General features: G+C 52.2%; 22 protein-coding genes. 10 read left to right on the forward strand and 12 right to left on the reverse strand.

Annotated elements, in window-relative coordinates; translation table 11 throughout:
• Window positions 1-43 precede the first annotated feature (43 nt).
• Window positions 44-964 (reverse strand): lysophospholipid acyltransferase family protein, encoded by a 921-nt coding sequence (locus M0D42_RS12580; protein WP_265018958.1) that lies wholly within the window; start codon window positions 962-964, stop codon window positions 44-46.
• Window positions 965-1,236: 272 nt separating this feature from the next.
• Here M0D42_RS12580 and M0D42_RS12585 point away from each other — a divergent pair, with 272 nt between their 5' ends.
• From M0D42_RS12585 to M0D42_RS12595, 3 genes are read left to right on the forward strand one after another with little or no spacing between them, the layout of a single operon-like run.
• Window positions 1,237-2,001, forward strand: a complete 765-nt coding sequence (locus tag M0D42_RS12585) for a sugar phosphate isomerase/epimerase family protein (protein ID WP_265018959.1) — start codon at window positions 1,237-1,239, stop codon at window positions 1,999-2,001.
• Window positions 1,994-3,118: a Gfo/Idh/MocA family protein gene (locus tag M0D42_RS12590; protein ID WP_265018960.1), complete on the forward strand. Its 1,125-nt coding sequence runs from the start codon at window positions 1,994-1,996 to the stop codon at window positions 3,116-3,118. Before M0D42_RS12585 ends, M0D42_RS12590 begins: the two co-directional genes overlap by 8 nt.
• Before the next feature lie 9 nt (window positions 3,119-3,127).
• On the forward strand, window positions 3,128-4,183 hold the full coding sequence (locus M0D42_RS12595) for a sugar phosphate isomerase/epimerase family protein (RefSeq protein WP_265018961.1): 1,056 nt from the start codon (window positions 3,128-3,130) through the stop codon (window positions 4,181-4,183).
• Here M0D42_RS12595 and M0D42_RS12600 read toward each other — a convergent pair.
• Complete coding sequence (locus M0D42_RS12600) at window positions 4,156-5,217, reverse strand: LacI family DNA-binding transcriptional regulator (RefSeq protein ID WP_265018962.1); 1,062 nt, start codon at window positions 5,215-5,217, stop codon at window positions 4,156-4,158. The genes M0D42_RS12595 and M0D42_RS12600 overlap by 28 nt on opposite strands.
• Window positions 5,218-5,396: 179 nt before the next feature.
• On the opposite strand from M0D42_RS12600, the gene M0D42_RS12605 reads away from it, so the two are divergent.
• The 5 genes from M0D42_RS12605 (at window position 5,397) to M0D42_RS12625 (ending at window position 10,820) form a co-directional block, all read left to right on the forward strand.
• On the forward strand, window positions 5,397-6,629 hold the full coding sequence (locus tag M0D42_RS12605; RefSeq protein WP_265018963.1) for an ABC transporter substrate-binding protein: 1,233 nt from the start codon (window positions 5,397-5,399) through the stop codon (window positions 6,627-6,629).
• An 85-nt stretch (window positions 6,630-6,714) separates the two neighbouring features.
• Window positions 6,715-7,653: a carbohydrate ABC transporter permease gene (locus M0D42_RS12610; RefSeq protein ID WP_265018964.1), complete on the forward strand. Its 939-nt coding sequence runs from the start codon at window positions 6,715-6,717 to the stop codon at window positions 7,651-7,653.
• Window positions 7,650-8,555, forward strand: a complete 906-nt coding sequence (locus M0D42_RS12615) for a carbohydrate ABC transporter permease (protein WP_265018965.1) — start codon at window positions 7,650-7,652, stop codon at window positions 8,553-8,555. Before M0D42_RS12610 ends, M0D42_RS12615 begins: the two co-directional genes overlap by 4 nt.
• A gap of 16 nt (window positions 8,556-8,571) precedes the next feature.
• Window positions 8,572-9,660 (forward strand): ABC transporter ATP-binding protein, encoded by a 1,089-nt coding sequence (locus tag M0D42_RS12620; protein WP_265018966.1) that lies wholly within the window; start codon window positions 8,572-8,574, stop codon window positions 9,658-9,660.
• A 20-nt stretch (window positions 9,661-9,680) separates the two neighbouring features.
• A complete protein-coding gene (locus tag M0D42_RS12625) occupies window positions 9,681-10,820 on the forward strand; it encodes a Gfo/Idh/MocA family protein (protein ID WP_265018967.1) in 1,140 nt (379 codons plus the stop codon).
• Between the two features lie 19 nt (window positions 10,821-10,839).
• Here M0D42_RS12625 and galE read toward each other — a convergent pair whose 3' ends face one another.
• The 5 genes from galE to M0D42_RS12650 all read right to left on the reverse strand — a co-directional run bounded on the left by galE (window position 10,840) and on the right by M0D42_RS12650 (window position 16,912).
• Complete coding sequence (gene galE / locus M0D42_RS12630; protein ID WP_265018968.1) at window positions 10,840-11,835, reverse strand: UDP-glucose 4-epimerase GalE; 996 nt, start codon at window positions 11,833-11,835, stop codon at window positions 10,840-10,842.
• 18 nt (window positions 11,836-11,853) lie between these two features.
• Window positions 11,854-12,747 (reverse strand): UTP--glucose-1-phosphate uridylyltransferase GalU, encoded by an 894-nt coding sequence (gene galU / locus M0D42_RS12635; RefSeq protein WP_265018969.1) that lies wholly within the window; start codon window positions 12,745-12,747, stop codon window positions 11,854-11,856.
• A 226-nt stretch (window positions 12,748-12,973) separates the two neighbouring features.
• The gene (locus M0D42_RS12640; RefSeq protein WP_265018970.1) at window positions 12,974-13,906 is read right to left on the reverse strand and encodes a glycosyltransferase family 2 protein; all 933 of its coding nucleotides are present in this window, start codon (window positions 13,904-13,906) and stop codon (window positions 12,974-12,976) included.
• An 8-nt stretch (window positions 13,907-13,914) separates the two neighbouring features.
• Window positions 13,915-14,598 carry a sugar transferase gene (locus tag M0D42_RS12645; protein ID WP_330221171.1) on the reverse strand — a complete coding sequence of 228 codons (684 nt, stop codon included), beginning with the start codon at window positions 14,596-14,598 and terminating at the stop codon, window positions 13,915-13,917.
• Window positions 14,599-14,764: 166 nt separating this feature from the next.
• Complete coding sequence (locus M0D42_RS12650; RefSeq protein ID WP_265018971.1) at window positions 14,765-16,912, reverse strand: GumC family protein; 2,148 nt, start codon at window positions 16,910-16,912, stop codon at window positions 14,765-14,767.
• A gap of 157 nt (window positions 16,913-17,069) precedes the next feature.
• Between M0D42_RS12650 and M0D42_RS12655 the strand changes: the two genes are divergently transcribed.
• Window positions 17,070-18,530: an oligosaccharide flippase family protein gene (locus M0D42_RS12655; protein WP_265018972.1), complete on the forward strand. Its 1,461-nt coding sequence runs from the start codon at window positions 17,070-17,072 to the stop codon at window positions 18,528-18,530.
• On the opposite strand, the gene M0D42_RS12660 is transcribed toward M0D42_RS12655, so the two are convergent.
• Together M0D42_RS12660 and M0D42_RS12665 are read right to left on the reverse strand one after the other, a co-directional pair.
• Window positions 18,527-19,519 (reverse strand): acyltransferase family protein, encoded by a 993-nt coding sequence (locus M0D42_RS12660; protein WP_265018973.1) that lies wholly within the window; start codon window positions 19,517-19,519, stop codon window positions 18,527-18,529. The genes M0D42_RS12655 and M0D42_RS12660 overlap by 4 nt on opposite strands.
• The gene (locus tag M0D42_RS12665; protein WP_265018974.1) at window positions 19,516-20,850 is read right to left on the reverse strand and encodes a hypothetical protein; all 1,335 of its coding nucleotides are present in this window, start codon (window positions 20,848-20,850) and stop codon (window positions 19,516-19,518) included. The genes M0D42_RS12660 and M0D42_RS12665 overlap by 4 nt, the downstream gene beginning before the upstream one ends.
• Before the next feature lie 241 nt (window positions 20,851-21,091).
• Here M0D42_RS12665 and M0D42_RS12670 point away from each other — a divergent pair, with 241 nt between their 5' ends.
• A complete protein-coding gene (locus M0D42_RS12670; protein ID WP_265018975.1) occupies window positions 21,092-22,219 on the forward strand; it encodes a glycosyltransferase family 4 protein in 1,128 nt (375 codons plus the stop codon).
• Here M0D42_RS12670 and M0D42_RS12675 read toward each other — a convergent pair.
• Genes M0D42_RS12675 through M0D42_RS12685 form a run of 3 tightly spaced genes read right to left on the reverse strand, consistent with a single transcriptional unit; the run spans window position 22,139 to window position 26,854 of the window.
• Window positions 22,139-24,439, reverse strand: a complete 2,301-nt coding sequence (locus M0D42_RS12675) for a putative Ig domain-containing protein (RefSeq protein ID WP_265018976.1) — start codon at window positions 24,437-24,439, stop codon at window positions 22,139-22,141. The two genes, M0D42_RS12670 and M0D42_RS12675, sit on opposite strands and share 81 nt — an antisense overlap.
• Before the next feature lie 59 nt (window positions 24,440-24,498).
• Complete coding sequence (locus M0D42_RS12680) at window positions 24,499-25,641, reverse strand: glycosyltransferase (RefSeq protein WP_265018977.1); 1,143 nt, start codon at window positions 25,639-25,641, stop codon at window positions 24,499-24,501.
• On the reverse strand, window positions 25,634-26,854 hold the full coding sequence (locus M0D42_RS12685; RefSeq protein WP_265018978.1) for a polysaccharide biosynthesis/export family protein: 1,221 nt from the start codon (window positions 26,852-26,854) through the stop codon (window positions 25,634-25,636). Before M0D42_RS12685 ends, M0D42_RS12680 begins: the two co-directional genes overlap by 8 nt.
• Window positions 26,855-26,885 lie beyond the last annotated feature (31 nt).

The raw sequence follows: 26,885 nt of genomic DNA on the forward strand, positions 1-26,885 counted from the left end.
CCTTCAATTGCTGCCCTGTCGAGCGCAGTGCGCAGCAGATCAATCACTCCAAGGTCATATCTTGTGGCTGATCCATATGCTTCAGGACTTTCCAGCGACGGTGAAACCAGAACCATTGCGCCATATTTTGGCGCACCTGGCTCTCCAACTTGTCATTATAGGCTTGGACCATCTCAGCTGGATCACCATGCGGAATGGGCACATCAACATGGGCTTTGTAACTGATCCCATCAGCCTGGCGGATCGCAAATACGGGCACGAAGAGCGCATCATAGCGCAAAGCCAGTTCCGCCATGCCCAGCGCCGTCCAAGCTGGTTTGCCAAAGAAGGTCAAAGGCACGCCCTCACCAGCGCGTACATCGATCAATGCAGCCAATGCGCCGCCCTTTTTGAGATGACGCAGCATCTGACCAAAACCTGAACGGCCGCGCTCAAAAAGCGGAGTACCAATGGTCGAGATGTTGTTGAGGTAATAGTCATGAAACAGCGGATTGTTCATCCGACGATAAAGCGCGCCCACATTAAAACCGCGTTTGATCAAAGCGGCCCGCATCACATCGTAATTCCCGAAATGGCCTGAAACGAATATAACGGGCCGTCCGTTTTCCATGGCTTCCTCAATGGCCGGCAATCCCGGCCCAGCCAGAGGGACATCATGGGCGAGCTTTACGAGGTCATCTGGCGAAAACAGCTCACCCAACATGCGACCAATGTTGTTGGATATCTGCCCCACCAAAGCGTTCCGTTCATTCTCTGGCACTTCTGGCACGACCAGCGCTAGATTTTCGCGCACCCGCCGTGTGTATCCAGCAACCGGCGCGATCACGCGCTGCATAACCCAACCCATTGCTGCGATACGGCGACGATAGGGCATCAAATGCACGGCTCCAAGAATCGCTCGGATGACGGCGAACTCGAGACGCTCAAGAATCGATGGTGATCTATTTTTCTTCGATTTGCTCATGATAGGGTCTTATCGCCGAAGCAATTGATAATGAAAAGAGGCAGGAAAAACCCAGTGCCTACAAGGTGCAAAGCGTTTCCTGCCTGCTCTAAGGAATTCCTTCGGAAAGCAAAATGTAATCGATTACTTTTTCCATTGACAATGTCTTGAACATTGCATCATGAATATATGTAATCGATTTCATAACTGTTTTAGAACAAGTTTCACGCACAAAAAGGTGTGAGAAAATCGAACGAAAAACATGTTACCAAATGGGAAAAATGGAGATGCCCATGCCGCTGTCGCTTCAGCTGTACAGTATGAGAAATGCGCCTAATCAGGACCAAGTATTGGCGGCCTGTGCTGCTGCCGGTGTCGGATGTATCGAGGGATATTCCGCGATAATGCAGGAACCAGCCGCTTTTGAAAGCGCCTTGGCAGATGCGGGTTTGACGATGCCGTCTGCACATATTGCATTAGATGACATCGACAAGGATCCTCAGGGGGTTATCGAACGCCTGAAGCCATTGCGTGTGACCAAGGTCTACGCCCCCTATCTTGATGCTGCCCTGCGTCCAAAAACCGCCCAGGGCTATGCCGAAATTGCGAACATTTTGACAGAGCGCGGAAAGATCTTTGCAGATCACGGCATGACCGTTGGATGGCACAATCATGACTTCGAATTTGAAAAGCTTGAAGACGGTGCGCTACCAATGCAGGCGATGTTAGATGCACAGCCGGACCTTCCTTGGGAAGCCGATCTTGGCTGGGTCATCAGGTCTGGAGCGGACCCCATGGCATGGCTCACCAACCACATGACCAACATCGATGCGATTCACGTCAAAGATATTGCCGCCGAAGGTGAGAATCTGGACGAAGACGGCTGGGCTGATCTGGGCGACGGAACCGCAGACTGGTCCGGGCTGATCGCCACCGCGCGCGCTGCAAAACCTGAGATGCTTTTCATTCTTGAGCACGATAACCCAAGCGATCCTTACAGGTATCTCGAACGCTCTGCTCAGGCATTCCACACGATTTGGGAGAACACCAATGGCTGATTTAGGAGTCGGCATTATCGGTTGCGGTAATATCTCTGCCGCTTACCTGCGCCTTGCGCCGATGTTCAAAGGATATGAAATCCGCTCTGTGGCTGACATCAATCTTGATGCAGCCCATGCACGGGCGGAAGAGTTCGGGGTGACCGGGCAATCAGTCGAAGACCTTTTGGCAAATGACGACGTCGATCTGGTGATCAACCTGACAATTCCGGCAGCGCATTTTCAGGTATCTGAGCGTGTGCTTCAGGCAGGAAAACATGTCTACTCTGAAAAGCCATTCGTCCTGTCTCGCGAAGAGGGTCAAAAACTAGCCGATCTCGCGGCCTCCAAAGGTCTTAGAATTGGTTCAGCGCCAGACACTTTTCTGGGTGGCGCCCATCAATTTGCGCGCTCGTTGGTAGACGAAGGCCAGATTGGCAAAGTTACATCGGGCACCGCTGTTGTGCAGTCGCCGGGCATGGAAAGCTGGCACCCCAATCCGGATTTCTTCTTTCAACCGGGCGCGGGCCCTGTCCTCGATATTGGCCCGTACTACATCTCAAATCTTGTACAGCTGATCGGCCCTGTTGCGCGGGTGACTGCCGTTGCCGGCAGTGCGTCCAACAAGCGCATCATCGGCAACGGGCCTCGACTCGGAGAAGAAATTCCGGTCGATACACCGACAACCATTCATGCGGTCATGGAATTTCAAAGTGGCGCGATTATCACGCTCCTGACCAGCTGGGATGTATGGAGCCATGACCATTCTTGCATGGAGCTCTATGGTACTGAGGGCACGATGTATCTACCTGACCCCAACTTCTTTGGCGGAACGCTTCGGGTAACACATAAGTCAGAAACGGCTGAACTATCTCCTTGGCTACATCCTTTCTCCATCGTCAACGATGGCGAACAGGCCAATTACCGAGGCGCTGGTCTCGCAGATATGGCGCGTGCCATTGCTGAAAATCGCCCGCATCGCTGTTCTAATGATTTCGCGCTGCATGTGGTCGATGTCATGACCTCGATTTTGACAGCAGCGGAAACTAAATCTGTTGTCGACATCCAAACGACCTGCACACGGCCAGAACCTTTGGACCCAGCAAGCGCCGCAGCATTGATGACAGATCAGGAATAGGAGCTCTGCATGCCCGCAACCATGAAAGGTCCGGCACTGTTTCTGGCCCAATTTGTCAGTGACGATGCCCCATTCAATACTTTGCCCAACATCGTGAGATGGGCGGGTTCCCTTGGCTATAAGGGTGTCCAAATCCCGTCCTGGGACGCACGACTGTTTGACCTCGCTCAGGCTGCAGAAAGCCAGGACTATTGTGATGAGATCAAAGGAATCTGCGCAGCGAACGGCGTCGAAATTACGGAGCTTTCCACGCATGCTCAGGGCCAACTAATGGCTGTCCACCCGGCTTACAATGAGGCGATGGACATGCTGGCACCCTCTGAAGTGCAGGGCAATTCTGAGGCGCGTACTGCGTGGGCCAAAGATCAGCTGATTATGGCCGCCAAGGCCAGCCGAAACCTCGGTTTGGACGGTTCTGTAAGCTTTACCGGGTCACTCGCCTTCCCTTTCCTATATCCCTGGCCACAGCGGCCAGCTGGATTGATTGAAGAGGCCTTTTCAGAGCTGGCCAAGCGGTGGCGCCCGGTCTTGGATGTCTATGACGAGTTTGGCGTCGATGTCGGATACGAATTGCATCCGGGCGAGGACGTTTTTGATGGTGCAACCTTCGAGCGCTTCCTTGAGGCTCTGGATAACCACCCCAGATGCCAGATCAACTACGATCCCAGCCATTTCGTGCTGCAGCAGCTCGATTACCTGGAATTTATCGATATTTACCACGAGCGGATTAGCGCGTTTCACGTCAAAGACGCCGAATTCAATCCGACAGGGCGTCAGGGCGTGTATTCAGGCTATGAAAGCTGGGCCAATCGCGCCGGTCGTTTCCGGTCCTTAGGCGACGGCCAGGTGGATTTCCGTGGCGTCTTCTCTCGATTGGCGACTCATGGCTACGACCGCTGGGCAGTCCTGGAATGGGAATGCTGCCTGAAACACCCTGAGGACGGTGCTGCCGAAGGTGTCCCCTTCATCAACGATCACATTATCCGGGTGACAGACAAAGCCTTCGATGATTTCGCAGGTGGAGATTCTGATCCCGGTCAGATCCGTCGAATGCTGGGGCTATGACCCTGCGCGGCCTGCGAAGTACTTTCGCGGGCCACAAGATCCACACTCAGGACTTCTGGCCCCATGTTCTGCGCATTGGGCCCAGCAGAATCTGCCTTCAGGCTCTGCAACAACATCTCAGCCGCCCGCGCACCGATCCGATGACGGTCCTGTCGAATGGTCGTCAGGCTAGGCACGAAGACCTGCGCAAGATCGATATCGTCAAAGCCAACAACCGAAATGTCCTCGGGCACACGAATGCTCAGCGCTTTCAATCCGGATATCAGGCCAAATGCCACCTCGTCAGACGCACAGAAAACCGCGGTTGGACGATCTTCCATGGCAAACACCCTCTGGGCGGCATCTAGCCCGGACTGCACAGAGAAGTCGCCACGGATGATCCATTCGGGACGCGTCTCCAGGCCAAGTCGTTCGCGCTCTGTCACCATGCCCTGGCGCCGCTCCTTTGTCAGGACATTGCATTCAGGTCCGGTCACATGTGCAATTTTCCGATGGCCCAGATCATACAAATGTCGAACAGCCAGTTGTGCTCCCATCGCATTGTCGACCCGCACCGAAGGGTAATCTGAGTGGGCGACCCATTCGCAGGCGAAGACGATTTTATTGCTGCCCGCGCCCTGATCAAAGCGCTTCAACTCTTCCTCACTCAGATCACCGTCCAAGCTGATCATGCCATCAACACGTGAGGCCATGAAAAACTCGGCCAGTTTGCCCTTTTGACGTTCAGCAGAGCTATCCGCGATAAGCACAGAGAATTCACTTTCGGCCAAGACAGAATTGATGCCCGCAAGGATTTGGCTGAAAAATGGATTCCCCAGATTTGGAACAAGGATCAACACTGCACCTGCGCGCTGTTTTCTCAGGTTGCGCGCAGCCTGATTCACCCGATATCCGGTCTTCTCAATCGCATCGAAAACCGCCTCGCGAGTCGTCTTCGTCAACATATCCGGGTTGGACAAAGCCCGACTGACAGTCGCTGTTGAAACTCCTGCCTCTCGGGCAACATCCTGAATTCGAGCGTTTTTTGGGGCCATTCTGGCGTTCTCCTAGCTTGCCTATCGCTACCTGTGCAAAGACGTCTTGACAAGAGGTGCCGACTCAATGAATGCTTCCATGCAATCGTTTACATATCAGTTTGCTCACAAATGTAATCGATTACAAAGCAACAGGAGCAACACAACCGGCGCAATACTCGCGCCTTTGGGAGGAAGAAATGAATTTTAAGCGCATGTTCCTTGCGACGACTGCAGCCGTAGGATTGGCGACAGCATCGCATGCGGTTGACCTAGAAGTGACACACTGGTGGACATCCGGCGGCGAGGCAGCTGCTGTATCAGAGTTTGCCAAGGCATTTAACGAAGGCACTGACCACAACTGGGTGGACGGCGCGATTGCAGGCGGCGGTGGTACTGCACGCCCAATCATGATTTCTCGCATCATCGGTGGTGATCCGATGGGAGCAACGCAGTTTAACCACGGTCGCCAGACTGAAGAGCTCATCGAAGCCGGTCTGATGCTTGACCTGACGGATGTGGCCGAAGCCGAAGGCTGGGCTGACATTGTGAACCCATCCAGTCTGCTGGCAAGCTGTACTGTCGATGGCAAGATTTACTGCGTCCCTGTGAACATCCACTCTTGGCAGTGGTTGTGGTTGTCCAACAAAGCTTTCGCTGATGCGGGTCTGGACCTTCCAAACAACTGGGATGAATACGTTGCTTCTATGCCGGCCCTGGCCGAAGCAGGCAAAGTTCCCTTGGCTATGGGTGGCCAGGCTTGGCAATCTTCTGGCGCGTTCGGTGTTCTGACTGTTGCCCTCGCTGGCCAGGATGCCTGGCTGAAAGTGAATGCTGAAAAAGACGCGGCTGTGGCAGCCGGCCCGGAATACGCGAAGGTCTTTGAGGCAGCTGCAGCAGCACGTGAGTTTTCTAAAGACACCAACGTTATAGACTGGAACCTGGCCACAGCCATGGTTGTTGAAGGCAAAGCTGGTGGCCAGATCATGGGCGACTGGGCGCAGGGTGAATTTGCCGTTGCAGGTAAAGTTGCTGGCGAAGATTACACATGCCTGCCAGGACTTGGTGTGAATGAAGTCATCTCTACAGGTGGTGATGCTTTCTACTTCCCAAAAAATGACGATCCAGAGATCGAAGCAGCACAGAAAGAGCTGGCGTCTCTGATGATTTCCAAAGCTGTTCAGGTCTCTTTCAACCTGAAAAAGGGTTCCCTCCCTGTGCGTGGCGACGTTGACCTGTCTGCCGCAAACGACTGCATGAAAAAAGGTCTCGAAATTCTGGCGGGTGGCAACATTCTCCCAGATGGCAACCAGGTTCTCTCTGCAGATACCACAGGCCAGATCGAAGACCTCATGACTGAGTTCTGGTCAACCGATTTGTCTGCAACTGACGCACAGGCGCGTTACGCAGACATCATCGCAAGCGCAGACTAACCCACGCACTTAAACCCGACCGAGCCAACTTCGGTCGGGTTTTTTGCGTCTAAACTGGCACATCGTCTGTGCACAGAGAGCTCAAATGGCTGACATTTCCCAATCCACCACGACCCGCGCGGCATCCTCTGCCCGCTCGTCGAAACCGCCAATCAGGATTTTCCGAAACCTGAACGCTAAGATCGCCGCGACACCTATGATCCTGACCGCATTGGTCATCTTCGTTGGCTGTTCTGTTTGGACGATCGTTTACTCATTTACCAACTCCCGGCTGCTGCCCAAGACCAACTTCGTTGGCTTTGACCAATATGAACGGCTCTGGAGCACCAAACGTTGGATGATCGCCGTCGAAAACGTTGCGATCTACGGTATCCTTTCGCTGATTTTCACCATGATCATCGGCTTCTTCCTCGCGGCTCTTCTGGATCGTAAAATCCGCTTCGAGGACACTTTCCGCACCATCTTCCTTTACCCTTTCGCCCTGTCATTCATTGTGACGGGCCTTGTGTGGCAGTGGATTTTGAACCCAGAGTTTGGCGTGCAGAAGATTGTGCGCAACCTTGGCTGGGAGAGCTTCACCTTCGACCCACTGTTTAACGCCGAGATCGTGATCTACGGCATCTTGATCGCAGGTCTTTGGCAAGGCACCGGTCTAGTCATGGTCATCATGCTGGCAGGTCTGCGCGGCATTCCCGAAGACATCTGGAAAGCTGCTCGCGTTGATGGCATCGGCACCGCCAAAACCTACACACACATCATTCTGCCAATGATGAAACCGGTTCTCGTGACAGCATTGGTTCTAATTTCAGCAGGGATTGTGAAAGTCTATGATCTTGTCGTCGCGCAAACCGCCGGTGGACCGGGCATCGCGTCAGACGTGCCAGCAAAATACGTCTATGACAGCCTCTTCCAGCGTCAGAACCTTGGCCAAGGCTTTGCGGCCTCCACCATGATGCTGGTGATGGTGATCATCATCCTCATCCCCTACCTCTACCTTCAATACGGGGGCAAGAAAGACAAATGAGCACCGCCGTTCAAACATCCCCGAATACACCGCGTGGCCCAAAGCCAAAACGTGCCTTTACGCCCGCGAACATCATGATCTATGGCACGCTTTTCGTAGTCTCGATCTACTACCTTCTGCCGCTTTACGTGATGGTTATGACCTCCTTGAAAGACATGGCAGAGGTTCGCGTCGGCAACATCTTCTCGCCTCCGGTTGAGATCACATTCGAGCCATGGGTCAAAGCCTGGGCCGAGGCCTGTACCGGTATCAATTGTGATGGCCTTTCGCGCGGCTTCTGGAACTCCGTTCGTATTCTGATCCCATCCGTTGCTGCCTCAATCGCAGTTGCCTCGGTCTCAGGCTACGCGCTCAGCTTCTGGCGCTTCAAAGGTTCAGAACTCTTCTTCAACATCCTGATCGTCGGGGCCTTCATCCCTTATCAGATCATGCTCTACCCGATCGTGATCATCCTGCGTGAATTGGGCGTATATGGCTCTCTGACTGGTCTGGTGATGGTGCACACTATCTTCGGCATGCCGATCCTGACGCTCCTCTTTAGAAACTACTTCGCGAGCGTGCCGGAAGAATTGTTCAAAGCTGCCCGCGTCGATGGGGCAGGCTTCTGGGGCATCTACTTCCAGATCATGCTGCCCATGTCGCTGCCGATCTTCGTGGTCGCAATCATCTTGCAGGTCACTGGCATCTGGAATGACTTCCTCTTCGGCGTCGTCTTCACCAAACCCGACATCTACCCGATGACAGTGCAGCTCAATAACATCGTGAACTCGGTGCAGGGCGTAAAGGAATACAACGTCAACATGGCAGCGACTCTGCTGACCGGCGCTGTACCGCTCGTCATCTACTTCGTCTCCGGAAAACTCTTCGTGCGCGGCATCGCTGCCGGTGCAGTCAAAGGCTGAACCCATAGGTTATAAAATGGATCAAATCGTAAATCCCAGCATCTCTATCAAAAATCTGGACCTGAGCTTTGGCGCTGTCGAAGTTCTGAAGGACCTCAATCTCGACATTGCAGACGGCGAGTTCGTCGTTCTGCTCGGATCTTCAGGGTGTGGCAAGTCCACACTCCTAAATTGTATCGCAGGGCTCTTGGATGTGTCTGACGGAGAAATCCATATCTCCGGCAAAAACGTCACTTGGGCAGAGCCTTCCCAACGTGGGATTGGCATGGTGTTCCAATCTTACGCGCTCTATCCGCAGATGACGGTCAAAGGGAACCTCAGTTTTGGCCTCCGCAACGCAGGTGTTTCCAAAGCTGAAATTGAAGATCGCGTCGCAAAGGCCGCAAAGATCCTGCAGATTGAGCCGCTTCTCAGCCGCAAGCCAGCCGCCCTGTCTGGCGGTCAACGCCAGCGGGTCGCCATCGGGCGCGCCTTGGTTCGTGATGTGGATGTCTTTCTATTTGACGAGCCACTTTCAAACCTCGACGCGAAATTACGTGCGGATTTGCGCGTAGAGATCAAGCAACTGCACCAGCAGCTGGGCAACACCATGATCTACGTGACACACGATCAGATCGAAGCGATGACGCTAGCGGACCGCATTGCGATCATGCTGAATGGCAACGTCTTGCAATTCGCCAGCCCATTTGAAATTTACAACCACCCAGCCAACAAATATGTCGCGCAGTTTATTGGCTCTCCGACCATGAACTTCATTGAAGGCTCAGTCTTGGATGGCGCGTTCGATTGTGATCTGGGACAATTATCTTTGGATGGCTATGAGTTTGCGAACAGCCATACCAATGGTGCAGCCTGCCTTGGTATCCGCCCAGAGCATATGGCGACAGGCGATGAAGCGACCCAGAAACCGATACAACTTAGTGGCAAGGTTGAATTCGTCGAACCTCTGGGATCAGACACCCTCGCGCGTGTTCATGTGGGTGGGCAACAGATGTGGGTCCGTATGGATGGGCAAGCCAAAGTTGCGACAGGCGATGAGTTGACCATGGGGTTCCATGCCCAGCATTGCCACCTGTTTGACGCCCACACTGAAGAACGCCTGTGAGTTTGGAAAGGAGCACTTCCATGACACGGAAACTTCGACTGGGCATGGTTGGCGGCGGCCAAGGGGCCTTCATCGGAGACGTACATCGTATGGCGTCTCGGCTGGATGGCCAATGGGAACTTGTGGCCGGGGCCCTGAGCTCTGAGCCCGGACGTGCATTGGCCTCTGCGTTGGAATTGGGCATTCCTGAGGATCGCAGCTACGCCAATTTCGAGGACATGGCTATCAGGGAAGCGGCGCGTGCGGATGGCATCGACGCCGTTGCAATTGTTACCCCAAACCACATGCACGCAGCGCCATGCATCGCTTTTTTGGGCCAAAATATTAACGTGATCTGCGACAAACCTTTAGCGGCGACATTGGAGCAGGCACAGGCGATTGAGGCGGCGGCCAAGGCCTCTTCAGCACAGTTCTTTCTGACACATAACTACACTGGCTATCCACTGATCCGACAAGCACGGGATATGGTGAAGGAAGGTGAGCTGGGTACCATCCGTCTGGTGCAAGTTGAATACGCGCAGGATTGGCTCACGGAGGAAGTCAGCAACAAGCAGGCTGACTGGCGCACCGATCCTGCCCGTTCGGGTGCTGGGGGCTGCGTCGGAGATATCGGCACACATGCCTATAACCTCGCCAGCTTTGTGACCGGTCTGAAACTAGAAAGCCTTTCTGCGGAGCTGACAAGTTTTGTTCTGGGAAGGCAGCTTGATGACAATGTGCAAGCGAGCCTTCGGTTCGAAAGTGGCGCACGCGGTAGTCTCTGGGCCAGCCAGGTGGCTGTGGGGAATGAGAATGGCCTGCGGCTTCGGATATATGGCACGAAAGGCGGTCTGGAGTGGGAACAAGAAGATCCCAACAAGATGACTTTCACACGCTTTGGCGAAGGGAAACAGATCCTGACCCGCGGTGGTGCTGTGTCAAACGCATCAAACCTCACTTCAACACGCATCCCGGCAGGACATCCTGAGGGGTATCTTGAGGGCTTTGCCAATCTTTACCGGGATGCGGCTGATCTCATCCGTGCTCAAATCGATGGGGAAGCAGGCGATATATCAAACCTTGTCAGCCTTGAGGATGGATTGGACGGCATGCGCTTTATCCAAGCCTGCGTGCAATCGTCCGAAAACGACGGCGCATGGACCCGCATCGCAGATTTTTAACGAGTGAGACTGGCGGGTACTATTTTTGATAGTGCCCGTCGGTGTTTTGATGCCAACGCCACGCGTCGCGGATCATCGTTTCCATATTAGACCTTGTTGGCTTCCATCCAAGTTCATTGACTGCGCGATTGGAACCAGAAACCAGTTTTGTGCAATCGCCCGGACGCCGGTCCCCTTCTACAATCGGCACAGCACGATTGGTTACCGCGCTGCTTTGATCCACCACTTCACGTACAGAAAACCCATCGCCGGTGCCCAGATTGAAGACCCGGTCTTCTCCTCCGTCCTTTAGCCAATTCAGCCCCAGAACATGCGCATCCACCAAGTCGCAGACATGCACATAGTCTCTGATGCAGGTTCCGTCCGGCGTGTCATAATCCGTGCCGAAGATCGTCAGCGCCTCGCGCTTACCATCTACCGCGTCAAGCAACAGCGGTATGAGATGGGTTTCGGGTTGGTGTAATTCACCTACTTCGGCGTCAGGATCAGCCCCCGCCACATTAAAGTAGCGGAAAATAACATGTCTTAAACCGTCAGACGCTGCGAAATCCTTAAGAATGTCCTCGATCGCTTTCTTGGATGCACCATAGGCGTTGATCGGCAACTGCGCGCTGTCTTCATTTAAGACTACGTGGTCCTGATCTCCATAAGTCGCGCAGGTGGAGCTGAAAACGAAGTCCAGGCAGTTCGCGGCCACCGCAGCTTCCACGAGGTTCAAGGCCCCCGTGACGTTTTCCCGCCAATAGCGCCCTGGCTCACGCATGCTTTCGCCCACTTGGCTGAGCGCTGCAAAATGCATTACCGCGGCCGGTTGATATTCTTCAAACACCTCGGCCAAACGTTGGCGATCCAAAAGATCACCTCGCGCGAAAGGGCCAAATTTAACGGCGTCTTGCCAGCCAGTTGAACAGTTGTCGTAAGTCACCGGTACAAACCCGGCAGCCTTTAGCGCCTTACAGGCATGAGACCCGATATAGCCAGCCCCGCCAGTGACCAAGATATTTTGGTTTGTCATGGTAGGGCCTTGCTGTCTTTATTCCGCAGCCTGTTGAGAAATTGCGATGTCTTGCAGGAATTGGCTTAGATCGTCCCGCAGGTCCTCTCGCGCCAATCCGAAAGACACGGTCGCTTGCAGGAAACCTGCCTTCGATCCGCAATCAAAACGTTGGCCCCGGAAACGATAGCCATAGACATTGTTGTTTGCCCCGATTTCTTTTGCAATCGCATCCGTCAGCTGGATTTCACCACCGGCTCCAGCCTGAGTGCTGTCCAAATTATCCAACACCTGAGGCGCCAAGATATAACGCCCGATCACAGCAAGATTGGAGGGTGCCGTCCCCGGCTTCGGCTTTTCCACCATTCCTTTGACAGACACCATATGGCCCATGTCCTCAGCGACGTCCAAAACACCGTATGAAGAGGTCTTTGCCGCAGGAACTTCCATCGCGGCAACCATGTTACCACCAGTCTCGGCATAGGCCTCAACCATCTGTTTTAAGCAAGGGGTTTCCGCCGCAATCACATCGTCGGGCAATAAAACCGCCACAGGTTCATCACCGACCAGCCTCCGGGCACACCAGACCGCGTGGCCAAGCCCTTTTGGCTTGTGCTGCCGAACGTAGGCCACTGCACCGGATTCCATATTGGTGTTCTTTAGCGTGTCCAGAAGCTCGGTCTTACCTTTTTGGGCAAGCTCCATTTCAAGCTGCGGAGCATGATCAAAATAGTCTTCCAAAGCGCCCTTGCCGCGGGATGTGACAAAGATGAATTCTTTTATACCAGCTGCGCGCGCCTCATCGATCGCATATTGGATCAATGGGCGGTCTACCAAAGTCATAATTTCTTTTGGCACTGATTTTGTCGCAGGCAGGAAACGAGTGCCCAAACCGGCAACCGGAAAAATCGCTTTTGTGACTTTCCTCGTCATGACACTTCCTTTCGATCTTCAAGCCCAACCGCGTCATCGTGTTGTGCCTGATCAAGTCCAGATAAACATCTAAACCCTGCGACTTCCTAAAAGCTTACGAGCAAAGAGCCCTAAAATGGAAGCGAAGGTTTTCGACACTCACGTGAAAATTCTTCTTGTTAGCATTCTGCTAATGGCCAAACGGGGCAGCATAGTGGCCGCTTGGTGAGGATAATGAGGAACAAAATCATTCATTTTTCTCCAAATTCGCGACGATGCGCTGAGGATGAATCTTTCCGGTCGCGAGCTCCCAAAGAGCCCAGATATTTCCCGTGATCCTCCCTGTCCGTCGCACCCATCTTTCACACCAAACGAGCCTGACCAAGTTTGCCGCGAAATTTCGCAGAATTAATCTGGCTGCATGGTTTCTCCGCATAGTTCCTTTTCTCATCAAATACAAAGGGTTGGCAATCTGGCTATACCCAAGAGCAACCCCAAACCTTTCACGACCTAAAGGTGTTCCACAATGGACGCCAACTAAACTACCTATTCGGATAATTTTGCCATCCACACGGTTGGAAAAGTCTACATCTTCCTGCCAGCCATATTTCGGCAGAGCCTCATCAAACCGTTCTGTTCCAATCGAAGACGTTCGAAAGGCCATATTGCATCCATAAAGTCCGTTGCATCTTCGATCCTCTATCGTTGTAGCTGGCTTCTGCGCTGACTTCTCAAACTGGGTAATTAATCGCTTTGCCTGAGTACAACTCATGCCACCGGTGTGGATTCCATCAGCAAGCAGTTGCCCGGTTACTCCCGCCACATCCGCATGCAAAGCAAAGGCTTTTGCAATCGATTGAACCGCATGTTTTTCAGCAAGGTAATCATCGTCCATGAAGAAGATCACATCGCAACTCTTTAACAATCGCTCTAGGGCAACGTTGCGTTGGCTCGTGAGACCTTCTGGGGAAAAAACGATATCCAGATCTGCGCTACTTCTTTCTTCGACATTGTCTGGAATGTCCATTGAGCCAGTTGCAACAACCAACACCTGACATGGCGTGTATGTTTGGCGGTTCAGCCATTGCAATGTTTCAGCCAACTGGGCGGGGCGTCCCTTGGTGCAGATCGCAACTGCTACCCGCAACTTTTCCGGGGCGTTTGGTGCAGGATTTGACATCACTGAGCTCAACATCCGTTTCTCCGCCAAATCACACCAAATGTTTTGAAGAGGATATGCATATCCAGTTTGAAACTGAGGGCTTCAGCATAATCACGATCATGTTTGACGCGGTTTTCAAAGGACATACCCCTACGCCCCGATACCTGCCATAACCCCGTAATCCCCGGGCGCACGCAATCATATGCCTCGCGATGTTTTCCATATCTCAGCAGCTCATTTTCTGTGATTGGCCGCGGCCCAATTAAGCTCATGTCCCCCAGCAAGATGTTCCAAATCTGCGGCAACTCATCCAATCCTGTTTTGCGCAAGACCCGCCCCAACCGTGTAACGCGCGGGTCTTTTCGCAACTTCTGGGTTTCCTTCCATTCAAGCTGCAAAGCCTCATCAGACTTCAAAAGCACGACGAGGCGTTCTTCGGCATTCGGAACCATGGTTTGGATTTTCCAGCAACGAAATTTCCGGCCTTCTTGCCCGCATCTCAGATGACCAAAAAAACCTGCCCCACCCTCCCAGCGTGACAGGACGAACAGTATGAAAATGAACGGTAAAATTGCGGGGAGCATGAGGAGACAAGCCGTGATGTCGAACAGCCGCTTGAGCGAGCGGCGATATCCAAACTGAGGGTAAGAGCCCAGTCGAGACTTCCTAGCGGACAACGCGCGACCGTAGATTTTAAAAACTTCTGGCAAGGCAACATACCTCCTGCATTCAAGAGATGTCGACGCATCGACAAACTAGATGATGCCTCATGAACACATCCTGCTGTGTTCATAGGGGCGATCACTGCTGACCTGCCCGGATAGATTGTTATCGCTAAGAAAAATCTATCTATGGTTGTTTTCCTCTTTCCTACGACTAAGCCCTTAATGACCTGTTAAATTTGGATTTTATTACGTGTGAATCTGGATCCAACCGAGGATCTGACTTGTTCAGAACAAGAAGTGCAGGCTTGGCACCCAGATTTTGCAAGAGATCAAGACACGACGTGATTGCTCTTTTCGGCGTTCTCGAGAACTCCGCAATAAAGACGATTAGATCGGCATGCTCCACGAAGCGAAGACTGCCGGACTGTTCCAATAACGGACGTCCATCTATGACAATCGTGTCATAGTTTTTCTGCATTTCTTGCAGCCGACTGGATAAAGATGAATACGCCCCTTCGCAGAGAAGCTCATTAATCTCCTTGCAGTCAAAGGCACCACCCTGCGTTTCTTCCAGATCATTAACTTGAGCTGCTGGGGCATCGCTGCTGATAAGCAGCGTTTTCTTTCCCGCTTCAGAGTGAAGATGTGACAATGCCAATGCAATGGTACTCCGCCCTTCTTTAGGTCGAGCGGATACCAGCAATATCACCTGAGACGTTGAAGACGTTTGATGTGAAAGAAGCATCTTCATCTGACGAAGCCGCTCCGCAATGGGGGCACGCTTTGGGCTCTTTAATCGGGTCAAGATCTCCGAACTTGACTTGAGATGATCCTGAGGCAGTACGCATACAGCGGAATGATCTGTGAGACGCATGAATTCTTCACGTGAAAGCACACCACGTCCAAGCGCTTCAAGGATCAAGACGGAAAAGAAACCAATGGATGCACCGATGCAGATACCAAAAAACGCCATAAACTTTGGTCTTGGCGCACTGGGCCCCGTAGGTATCTGAGCCAAGCTTAAGACACGTGCGTCAGGCAGCTGCAGCTCTGACTGCGCACGGACATCGGCCAGTCGTCCCACAAGTTTCTCATAGCTCTCACGCGCAGATTTCGCTTCGATCTCAAACTGTCGAAGCTGCCTTGATGAGGCCATATCATCCAGGATCTGCGCCTGAAGTAAGTCGACCTCATTGCCCAGCGATCTTTCACTGGTCGACAGAGATCCAATTTCGTTCTCGTGAGCCTCTTTCAATCCCTTCACACTGTCCGCCAGTCGCTTATCCAATTGCTGCAAACCTAAGCGAATATTTGTCCGCTCCCGATGGTGTTCACCGAATTCAGAAGCCATTTGTCTTTCGGCCTGCCTCAGTTTCTCTTCCTCGGCGAGCAGGCTCAGGAATGGCTCGCGGTTCATCGTCATTGCCACACTTCGAATGCCGCTCTTTTGAATGCTCAATTCGAGCGTATCGAGCCGCGCCTTGGCTGCGGATAGATTAGCTTGAACACCTGCACGCGCCTTTGCGAGTTCGGTGAGCTGCAAAGTCAGAACTTCTGATGAAGCCCCAAATACTTCCGCATGTTGTCGTCGTGCCGCCTCCACACGCAGATCGGCCTTGGTCAAAGCCAAACGCTGAGTTTCGACCAACTCTTCGTGCCACTGGCTGGCTTTTGCAGCGATAGTCTTTCGCTCAGAGACCTGCTTAGTGATGTATCGCTCGGTCAGAAGGTTCACCACTTCCGCTGACAAAACGGGGTTAACCGTCGTGACCTGCAACTTCACAACAAAGGAATTGCCAATTCGAGACACCGAAGTGCCTTGAGCGATCGTATGAACGATCCGAAGCAACGCCCGGTCATCAGATGATATCAGCGATTGGCGATTGGTGTTCTCTGGTGCCAGTAATTTCTTCAACCAATCGACAACTCCCAACAGGCCAGAATACGTTCCAACACCGGGATCGAGCGATTGAAGATGCGCATAGCCCAACGTTTTCACAACGTCATGAATGGCGGAAAAGGAGGCGATCCGAGCGACCTCACTTTCGACAGTCGCGGTCGTAAGGTCCAAGTCTGCAACGACCTGTGTCTCGGCAGTGATCAAGTTATACTCACGCGGATCCAGCAGCACCGTCGCTTCGGCTTTGAACTGCTCTGACTGCCGCGCGGCAAGCATAAAGAAAGTTAATCCGGCGAAGAAAGAGCACGCAAGAATATGCCATTTCCGAAGCCACAAGACCCGCAACACCCGTGTGGTATCCGGTATCGTCGCCATTGGATCAGCCACTTGGGCATAGGCACTAGGCGGTTCTTCGACACGCCCCTCCCGTCCTGTTCTGGAACTTTCAAAAAAGTTCACTCAATCCCTCTCTAACCAAACTGGCATCCCTCTCGGCCATCAGGTGCCACGCTTAAGAGATCGCCCTCTGCAAGAGATTCCCGTGCAGATTTTATTTACTTTTTAATGAAATAACGTCGGAAGGTTTAACAAAGGCTTTACAGCCAAGGGGCTTTGCGTGACCCGATTTCCCCCTGTGTTAGAGACGAAATCGACCGCTTTTTTGCCGAATGCGGTGATTGCGATTTTGGGGCAATCCTCGCAACAAATCTCCTCCCTCATCCTCGCCCTCTTGGCCGCAATGGTTTTATCCGTCGCGGATTATGGGCTTTTTATGCTGGCTGTAGCGGTCATTGAATTCGTGATCCTTTTCGCCCACGCAGGGTTTTTCCATCACTTCATTCATAGTGAAAAATCTGCTGAGACATTCAGGAGCACGATGTTCCTATGCATAACCGGAATCGGCTTGCTGGGAGGCATTGCAGTTTGGCTGCTCGCCCCCCATCTGGCGAAGCTTTTCGGCACGCCGGATTTGACATCTGTCTTACGTATTCTGGCGGTGTTGCAGCCCTTCGGCGCAGTCATTGCTTGGTCGACAGCCGCGCTTATCCGAGAAGGTCGGACGCGGCGATACTATGAAATCTTGTGCGTCGGAAATACTTGTTCTCTGATTGCAGGTGCCGCGCTTTTGTTGGTCTGGCCATCGATTTATGCTCTGGTTTTTTATCGCATCCTTCGCGTTTCGATTAATCTCGGTCTCTTTCTGCGTGCGGCACCTGTGCCAAAATTTCTTCTATTCGATACGAAGGATTTCAAAGCGGCTTTGCGTTTCGCACGCGGGATATATGGGGCCAAACTGTCAGACTACATTTCAAATTTCGGCGCTGATTTACTACTCGCCTATATGTTCTCAACCAGTGAATCCGGGCTGTATCGAATTGCAAATCGACTGGCCGTTGCAGCGACCGAAGTTGTCGTATTGCCTTTACGAATTCACGCAACCAAAGCTTTCGCTAAATGCACGCAAAAAGCTCGATCTATGACGCAGGAGTATTCAAATTTTTTGTCGTCCGGCAGCGTCATGATTGGAGGAATGAGTTGGTTGATTTTTTTCCTAGCGGATGATCTTGTGACATTGCTTTTCCGCTCTGATTACGTCGGTGCAGTCATCATCATACAAATTTTGGCTTTTCGCGCATTGGCACTTTGGCCATATCAACTGTTTGAGCCTGTGCTGATGGCTCTGAACAAAACCACAACGATATTTGTTCTCTCTCTCTTATGGCTGCTTATGTCCGTTCTAGTTGTGCTGTTCGCATCGCCTCAAGGGATGATCATTTTGTCGGCGGCACAGGTTTTAGGGGCAATCGTCATCTCTCTGGTGGCTTGCAATGTTCTCACTTCAATCCAAGGCATCGACGTGAGGACCGCGGCGTTTAAATCCAGTTCGGCGCTGATACTGGTAATTGCTTTCGGCGGTCTAGCACACCTCAGCGGACTTTGGATTGAGAGCCGCGTCGCGGGCTTAGAAACCCAGCTTTTTCTGCGTGTGGCATCACTCATCGCATTGGGTGTTGGTATGTTGCTTATTGCGTCGAGAACCCAGAGGCTAACTTGGGATGTCTTTGAGAGCCGCTAGTTTGCCTGCCAACCCAGCGCCGAACTGATGCGCAAATTTCGTGCGAGCAAAGCAAGCGCCAGAGGTCCAGCCAAACCCAGACAAGTTGCGGTCAAAGTCACGAACCAAAGGCTATCGGCTCCCAATGCAACAAGGACGATGCGCGTGCCCGCTGTGAACAGTATGTGTAAAACAAACACTGCCATCGAGTGGCGTCCAATCATGCGGAGAAGCGCCAAAATGGATGACTTCGGACGTTTCAAAGTTAACGCTTTAGCTGATGCAAAGATCAAAACCGGGCTAATCAACATCGCGGGTAAATATCGAAACTGATCTGCGGGGTATCCATTGATTTCCTCTCGGGCTTCAAACCAAGCGAAGTAGATCATGATTGCAGCGACAGCGGCGCAAATCCAAACAACATATCTGAATTGGACCTGCCTGAGGTCCGTCAGCGAAATCGTACTCGCCAGCAAGAACAACCCAACAAATCGGAAGTTTGGAACGGGGGGTTCGTAGATGTAGGGGAAAATTAGAAACAGCCCTCCTGCAATGACGACAATGCGCCTAGGCGCGCTGCCTAGCGCGCGCCGTATCAAGAGAGCAATCAACAATACATATAAGAACCACATCACGGCGGGAGGGTTCCATAAGATCCGCCAGGGCGCGTAGGTTGCGAGGGCGCGGTTGGTGTACTCGCTCAGCATGAAGTGGGTCGCAAGCAGTAGATTGGACCACAGCAAATATGGCCAAACAATTCGGGACAGCATGTGACGCGTGAAAGATGGCAATGGTTGCACGATCAGGCGCCCACACATGCCACCCGCCAAAACAAACAGCACAGGCATATGAACGCCGTAGACAACGATCAGTAAAAATCGGCTAAGTTGGGTACTTTCAAAATTTGTAGATGCACCGATCAGCGCATGGCCGAACACCACAAGCAGCATCGCTATTCCTCTGGAGAGGTCGATCCACTCCACTCGATGTGTGTGCTCTGTTCTGATCATGACCGAACAAGAAATTGGTATGACTTTGACTGTGCCGCGCTTGGATTGCCAGCACTGGCGGCTGCCATCTGGTCCAATCCCACCGCCAGGCCGCACATAATAAAAAAGGGCAAACCAGGATTTGGATAAGGCGTGGTAAGTGCGGATTGGCAGAGCACTGCCAAACACCCGCATCTCAGTGCACTTGCGAGTTCAAAACACTCGGATTGAAACGGTGGCTTCGTAGCCGGCGGTCTCAGCACCCTGAAAAGGAACCATCCAAATACCAGTGCGCCAGGCCAACCCAAATTCCCAAGCACTGCGAATCCAAAACCCGAGGCTCGGACACTTCCGATCCCCAAACCCAGTCCAAAACTCTCTGAAAAGTTAGATAACGCCTGCGCATTCCAGCTAAACCTCTCCTGCCCAGAGTCAGAAAGCGCTTTGTCCAAAAACAATACTTCGACAAGGGTGTGAGCAGTTGCTGAGAACTCTATCCAAATCCACATTCCGCTCACCAATGCCGGCAGGGCTCCTAGAAGGCAGACATAAATCCCAAATCGCCTCTGAGATATCGCATCAGCCACTGCGTGCCACATCAGGAAAGCGGAGCTGAAAAGTATGACGTTTGCGATGGTCGCACTTGAGGTCGAACGAAGTGCCAGAATGAGCATCGCAAACATCATGACCCCAGCGGCAAAGCTGCGCATGTTACCGAACCAATACCTCAACCAAAAACCATAAAGACCAACGGTATAGAGACCAAAACTCGCCGGTTCTGTATGGCCCCCGATCAAGCGTCTTACCGATCCAAAGTGTTGGTCCACCAAGATAGCTTGGTGGACCGTTCTGATCCGATCTAATACCTGCGCGAACCCAATGGGGTAGCTGACCCAGTCCAGGAGGCTGACCGAGACATGTAGAAAACTCGCAACGCAGACAGCTCGCAGAATGAGCAACCCATCACCCGAACGCCATTCCACAACGCTGACTGCGAAAAACACCAGCGCGCCAAGCAAAAACCGAATGGCCTGTGCAGGTTGTGCTGCAGAAGGAACCAAAGGCGCCAGGTCGATAAACAGGCGTCCATCGACACTTTGAATGAGATAGACCGCGGCTCTATCCGCAAAGATTCTAGGTAGAAAATAGGCGCCCAACAGAATGATGACGCAAAGAACCAGCAACAAAAATCCGGGAGTTCCCGGCCATAAACTGGCGACAACCCTGTCCAGTTTGATGCGGATTACTACTGCCAGCACATAGGCGATCGCGCAGAAATCTAGCAGTAAAACATTACCGATCCCGTTGGCGGAAAAAACAGCCGTCGCGCCAAAAGGCATCGCTGCAAACACTGCCCAAAGTCCCCGTTTGGGACCAAACACCAAGATCCATGCAAATAATGCCAATCCGATGGGTGTTGACGGAACAAATGAAATCAATCGCCAAACCTAATAGCCTACAACCACTCCGAGCCAACGCGACAGCTCGGCCCAAAAAGACTTCCATTCTGTTCTTAACAAATTGCAAAGAATTTTCGTCAAATCTGTAGCGAATGCTGACCCTGATCGCAGTGAACGCTATGGGATTTCTGTTTTGGAAAGACTTCTGATCAACGCCCGCTTTCGAGACCGCCCGATGACGGGTGTGGACAGGGTGGCACAAGAACTATTGACCGCTTTGCAGAAACTTCCAGAGTTTCAAATTCGCTTCTCTATGCAGGAAGTGCGCCCCCCAAAATCCTTAGAGGCCTCATCTGGAGCCAATCAAATACGGCGCTTTTTGTGGGAGCAGCGGGCGCTTTCCAAATTGTCCCGACGTGATCTACTTTTCTCGCCATGCAATGCTGGCCCGGTGTTTTCACGCAACCATATTGTCTTTATTCACGACGCTCAGGCGTTTCACGCGCAAGACAGCTATTCGCTCGCATTCCGGACATATTACAAGCGATTGTTGCCATTGCTCGGATACGGCGCAAAGGCAGTCGTGGTCCCATCTGAATTTACGAAAGCACAGTTGGTTCAACATAAGATCGCGCCGGGTCACAATATCTCTGTTGTTCCGAACGGGTCCGATCACATCCTACGCATTCAGCCCCAACCCAATACGCTGCAAAAGTTCGGTTTGACCGATAAGAAATTCTTTCTCGCCATCGGCAGCTTAGCGCCTCACAAGAACCTCGACATGTTGGCACGAGCCTCCCATGGCCGATCAGATCGTGACGTCCCAGTTGTCATTGCAGGAGGAGGCGATGAACGCATTTTCCGGAAGATCGGGATCAAACAAAGCCGATCATTAAGACTGCTTGGCAGGGTCACTGATCAAGAGTTGCGCGCCCTATATGCCCACGCCACAGCCCTCCTTTTTCCTTCAAAAACAGAAGGATTTGGCCTGCCCGCGGCCGAAGCCATGGCATGTGGCTGCCCCGTCGTTTCAACAACGGCGGGCGCTGTGCCTGAAGTTTGTGGGAAGGCGACATGGTCTATTTCACCAAGTGATCAACAAGGATGGACCACTGCGATGGAAAAGCTGTCGTGCGATGTCAATTTGCAAAGTCACTTCAGCAAGATGGGGAAAGACAGGGCAGCCCAGTTTACTTGGCGTGCAGCTGCTGAAAAACTACTCCCCATCATGCTCAACTGCTCACCCGTATATGGTGGAAAATCCGGCAGGGGCAGCATAGGTAAAGTCCTGCACCGCTCCGACCAATGTGGCGCGCGCTAGAGGATTATTTTGCAACCCTGCGTAGGTGTAGAGCGTCCCGCTGAGACCCGAGATATCGAGCCCGCCAATTCCAGCAGCAGGATCAGAACCCACTGTGTTGTTCCAATCTCCAGTTCCGTTCCGACGCATCCAGATAAGGCCAGCATCGGTGTCGATCGCAATCTGAACGATATCATCCTGCACCAACGCGGCTCCCATATTGGTATTACCACCAGTGTGGAACAGAAAACTTCCACTCCAGAAACAACGCTGCTCACCAAAGCTACCGCCAAAGATCGCTGTTACAACGTCAGTGCCAACCCCAATACCTAGGACATGCGAGCCAATGGAAACTTCAAAATAGCGCTTCCCTAACAGGGCATTTGACCCTAGAGCGTGACGAATGCCGTTGATCGCTTCGGTTGCCGAAACAACAGTGTCACCGTCGGAATACTGCAGCTGGAACGGTGCAGAGGTATTGAGTGATGCATTCCACGTTACAGATGTCTCTACTGCAGTGATCTCAATAGAAAAATAAGGCAAGACGTCGGACAAACCATCATCATCTGTGACACGCAAAGCGATGCCCTGTTGGATCTCTGCTGCTGTCGGTACTCCTGAGATTTCGCCAGTAGACGCATTCAATGTGAGCCCACTAGGCAGCGCCCCTCCAGCCAAATCAAAGGTATAAGGAGCTCGGCCACCTTTGACAGTGGGGGAAAACATATAGGCGTTTCCGGCGGTCCCTTTGTCTGCGGCCTCCCCTGATAACTGCAGTTCTTCAGACGTGTTTTCGACAAAGAATGCTGCTGCCTTGTGGAATTTTACCGTCAGATTTGCCCCAGCTGCGACGCAGACAAATATTTGAAAGTTCTGTACATCTCGATCAGCGTCATAGGCGAGATCCTGTGTTCTGAGGTTATATTCACCGACCCCTAATGCCCATTCAGGGTCCAATGTCATGGGGCTTTGTCCTTGTGCCTGAACCCCAATTGACTTCAAACCCGACACACCATCCAGAATTTCAATCTGCGCCGCAAACGATACGACGTCCCCTTGCTGAGCACCTATTTCAACCGACGGAACCGTCAAAACACATGTGCCGTCCTCGGCAGGATCGCTAATCGATAATTCGAATATCCTGTCGGTTGTGTAATATCCCTGCCAAAGGTCCGCACCCTCACCTCTGGTAACATCCCAGGACATAGGAATATCCCCGGAAACACCTGCCGCTTCAGACGGTCTAGCCCCCTGAAATTGTTCCGCACCGATCAGTAAATTCTCGACATTGCCAGCTTCAAGCACATCCCCATGAACAAGAGGCAGAAGCAAATCCGCCAGTCTGCTAGCAAGGAATTCCGCGCCCAGCGCATTTGGATGAGACACATCCGATTTCATCGTCATCCGATCAAATTCAGCGACATCAACTGCGTAAAACCCTTCATGAGCAGCCAGAACATGATCTACACCATCAAAGCTGACAGTGCCGCCATTTGCATAGGCCATGACCCAATCTGCAAGCGCGGTTTTCTTACTGTCTTGCGTTGTTAAACCGCCACCATCAAGCAAGGTTGGAACAGCAATCACAACGGCGCCCGCTGTCAGGTATTGCTCAAAAACCTGATCCATATAACCGGTAATCTCTTCAAAACTGTCGTCAGCCGCGCTTTGGTTTGCACCGATGGGCCCAACCAAAACCACTGTATTCCCAGCATCGATTTTTGAAGCCACTTCAGGCGCACCAAAGAATACCTTTTGCGCTGAATCTCCTCCTTTCGCATTTTGGTAACCTTCCGGGAAACGAAACTTATGGCCCACCATTTGCTCAAGATAAATTCTTGTCCCGGGCATGTTGTGCATCACGCTATCACCGTCAAACATCAGCAACGGCCCGGATGCATTTGCGGTAAAAGGCGCGTGGGGGAGCACTGGGGCAATCGTAGCGCGTCGCACAAATCGTCCTTCAGCGATCAGTTCCAGCGTTTGCCCATCTCTTTGCCAAATGTTGAACAGGCACAGACGCCCCTCTGGAATGGCTTCGAGTGCGCCGGCCTCCACTTGGACCTGTCCCGTACTGGCAATCTCTATCAGTGGAGGAGTTAGCGCATCCATCCCGACCGTCAGAACCCTCTCGCCATGCTCCGGTGGGTTTTCAATCTCTAAGCAAAGAGCCTCTCCAGCTGGGAATTTGATATCGAAATTTTCGATTCCAGATTGGAAATCATAACTTTGCCTGTGCATAGCGCCCCCCACTTGTTGACTGGGGAGCATTGCCTAACTAAGAAAATGAGACATTAAGCCTAAGAACTCTCAAAGCGCATCGCTTGCACTATAGTAGGGTCGAGATCGGCAAGGCAGTCCAGTATTTCTGACCGAAATCTTTGCTCTGAAAACTGCTTTGCTTGAGATGTACAAGCTTCGTGACAGTATTGTTCCAGGCCAGAGCGTTCAAACTGAATAACTGCGTCCATCAATCCTTCAACAGATTGATCATGAAAAAGAAGGCCTGTCTCTCGATCGATTACGGTATCAAGGGCGCCCCCTTTACCGTAAGCAATCACAGGGCGCCCGGAGGCCATTACCTCCACAGGTACAATCCCGAAATCCTCCTCTCCTGGAAACACCAAAGCTCTGCATCGAGCCATAAAGGACTTAAGGACAGTGTCGTGCACACGGCCCAAGAAGACCGTTTTGGGACCTGATGTTTTGACCAGTTTCTGCCAGCATTTCTCAGGACCGCCTATCACAACCAGCGGACGGTCTAGCTGTTGAAAAGCTTCGATTGCCAGGTCCGGCCTTTTGTAAGGCGCGAGTTCCCCTGCCCAAAGATAAAAGCCACCGCGTTCTGAAGGCGCCACAGGCCTGAACCCATCAACGGCGACGGGTGGATGTACGACGCGCGCCTTTCGTCGCCAATAGGACTTCACACGGGCCGCAACATGTTTTGAATTGGCAACGATCAAATCTGCACGCGCGGAGGAGGTTACATCCCATTGTCGCAAGCGATGCGCCACCTTGGGTAGGATCAGTTTTGCAAGTAGGCCCATATCATCGTGATAGGTGTGATACTGATCCCAAATATAGCGCATAGGCGAGTGGCAATAGCAAAGATGAGGCACGCCGGGGGGAGGAATAATCCCTTTCGCTGGCCCGGCCTCGGATGAAATGATCAAATCGTAGCCAGAGAGATCAAACTCCTCCAAAGCAAGTGGCATAAGAGGCAAATAGGATTTGTAATAGCGTCGTGCGAAAGGCAGCGCGGCGACGCGACTTTCGATGATACGATGGTTAAGTAACGTTGTACTCAAGCGCCCAGGAATTGCGACATGCGTATAGATGTCTGCCTGCGGAAACATCCGACACAGGGCTTCCAGAACCTTTTCTCCACCGCGCATTCCCACCAGCCAATAATGGACTATCGCCACACGTGGAGAGTCATCCATTTTGACCGCCGGGCTCGATGTCTTTGTATATCATCAGCGTGTCGCCTGGCATCAACTCGGTCTTGAGGTTCAGACCTTCTTCTGGAGGTCGATCTAAACGCCTGCTCAGAATTTCGAAATGCAATCGACTTGGTTGAGTTCCTGACTGATCGGCGTGTACCTGATCCAACAATTCCAATTGCAAACGCAACGTTTTCCGTAACTTTATGGTTTCAGGAACGCGTTCCCTCACCCGCTGTAACTCTGTGATCAGACCCTCCCGGTACTCTGCTTCACGAATATCTCTTTGAGACATAAGACGCTGTAAAGTTTGCAAATTGCGCAAGGATGCGCTTTCGAGCTCCAACAAGTCGGACTGTGTATCTGCGCTTTGCCGTTGGAGTGTTGCCAATCGCACAGAGGTTTGCAGCCCTTTCGCTCTGAGTGCCTCCACATCCGCCAGTTCGCGCGATGCTATCTCTGATTTGGTTTTTTGGACGAGAATGCGGTCAGTGAGCAGCTCCTGTCTTTCCATTACGCTCTTCGTTTCTTGAGACAACGAGTGCATGGCGATGGAATGTGTCCGTTGTTTTGCTTGCCAGACCGAAACAATTTCCGAAGTGTTCAGGTCAGGTTGAGACGATAACTCTGATGCATTAGCCGCCATAAGGCGCTCTATCGATAAAAGCGTCTCGCGGTCAGATTTGAGTTCTAATTCCAAAGTTTCTAAATCAGCAAACAATCGTAGTCGGCTTCGCGAGAGTTCAAGCAAATATCCAGCATCAAACTGGGGACCTCGCGCAAGCGACAATGCTGCTCCGATGGTTAACCCGGGAAAGAAGCGAATTTCACCCGGATTGAGGACATCACCTGCAATCAAAACTGGCGCATATCGATTAATCGAAATGGTCACTTCAGGATCGATATAGAGATCAGATTGGCGCAGCCGGTCACGAATTGCTTGCGTGGTTTCGTGTAGTGTCAGGCCAGACACATGAACCGATCCCACGCCCTCCACGCGAAGATTGCCGTCCAAATCTACTTCACGTGTGATCGACGCTTGTAAAACCGGATAGCTGATCTGAACCACATCTCCCGTCACCAACATATATTCTGACCGCCCATCAGCAATCAGTTTGCCTGAAAAAAGGCTGAGAAATAGTAACAGAATTAGTTTACTTAAGTATCTGAGACACGGACGAAAACTTATCCCAAACATGTTGTTACCATCCATTCGGTTAACGACTTAGCTAAAGTTCGGCACC

Source organism: Cognatishimia activa (assembly GCF_026016445.1).
Lineage (GTDB): Bacteria > Pseudomonadota > Alphaproteobacteria > Rhodobacterales > Rhodobacteraceae > Cognatishimia > Cognatishimia activa_B.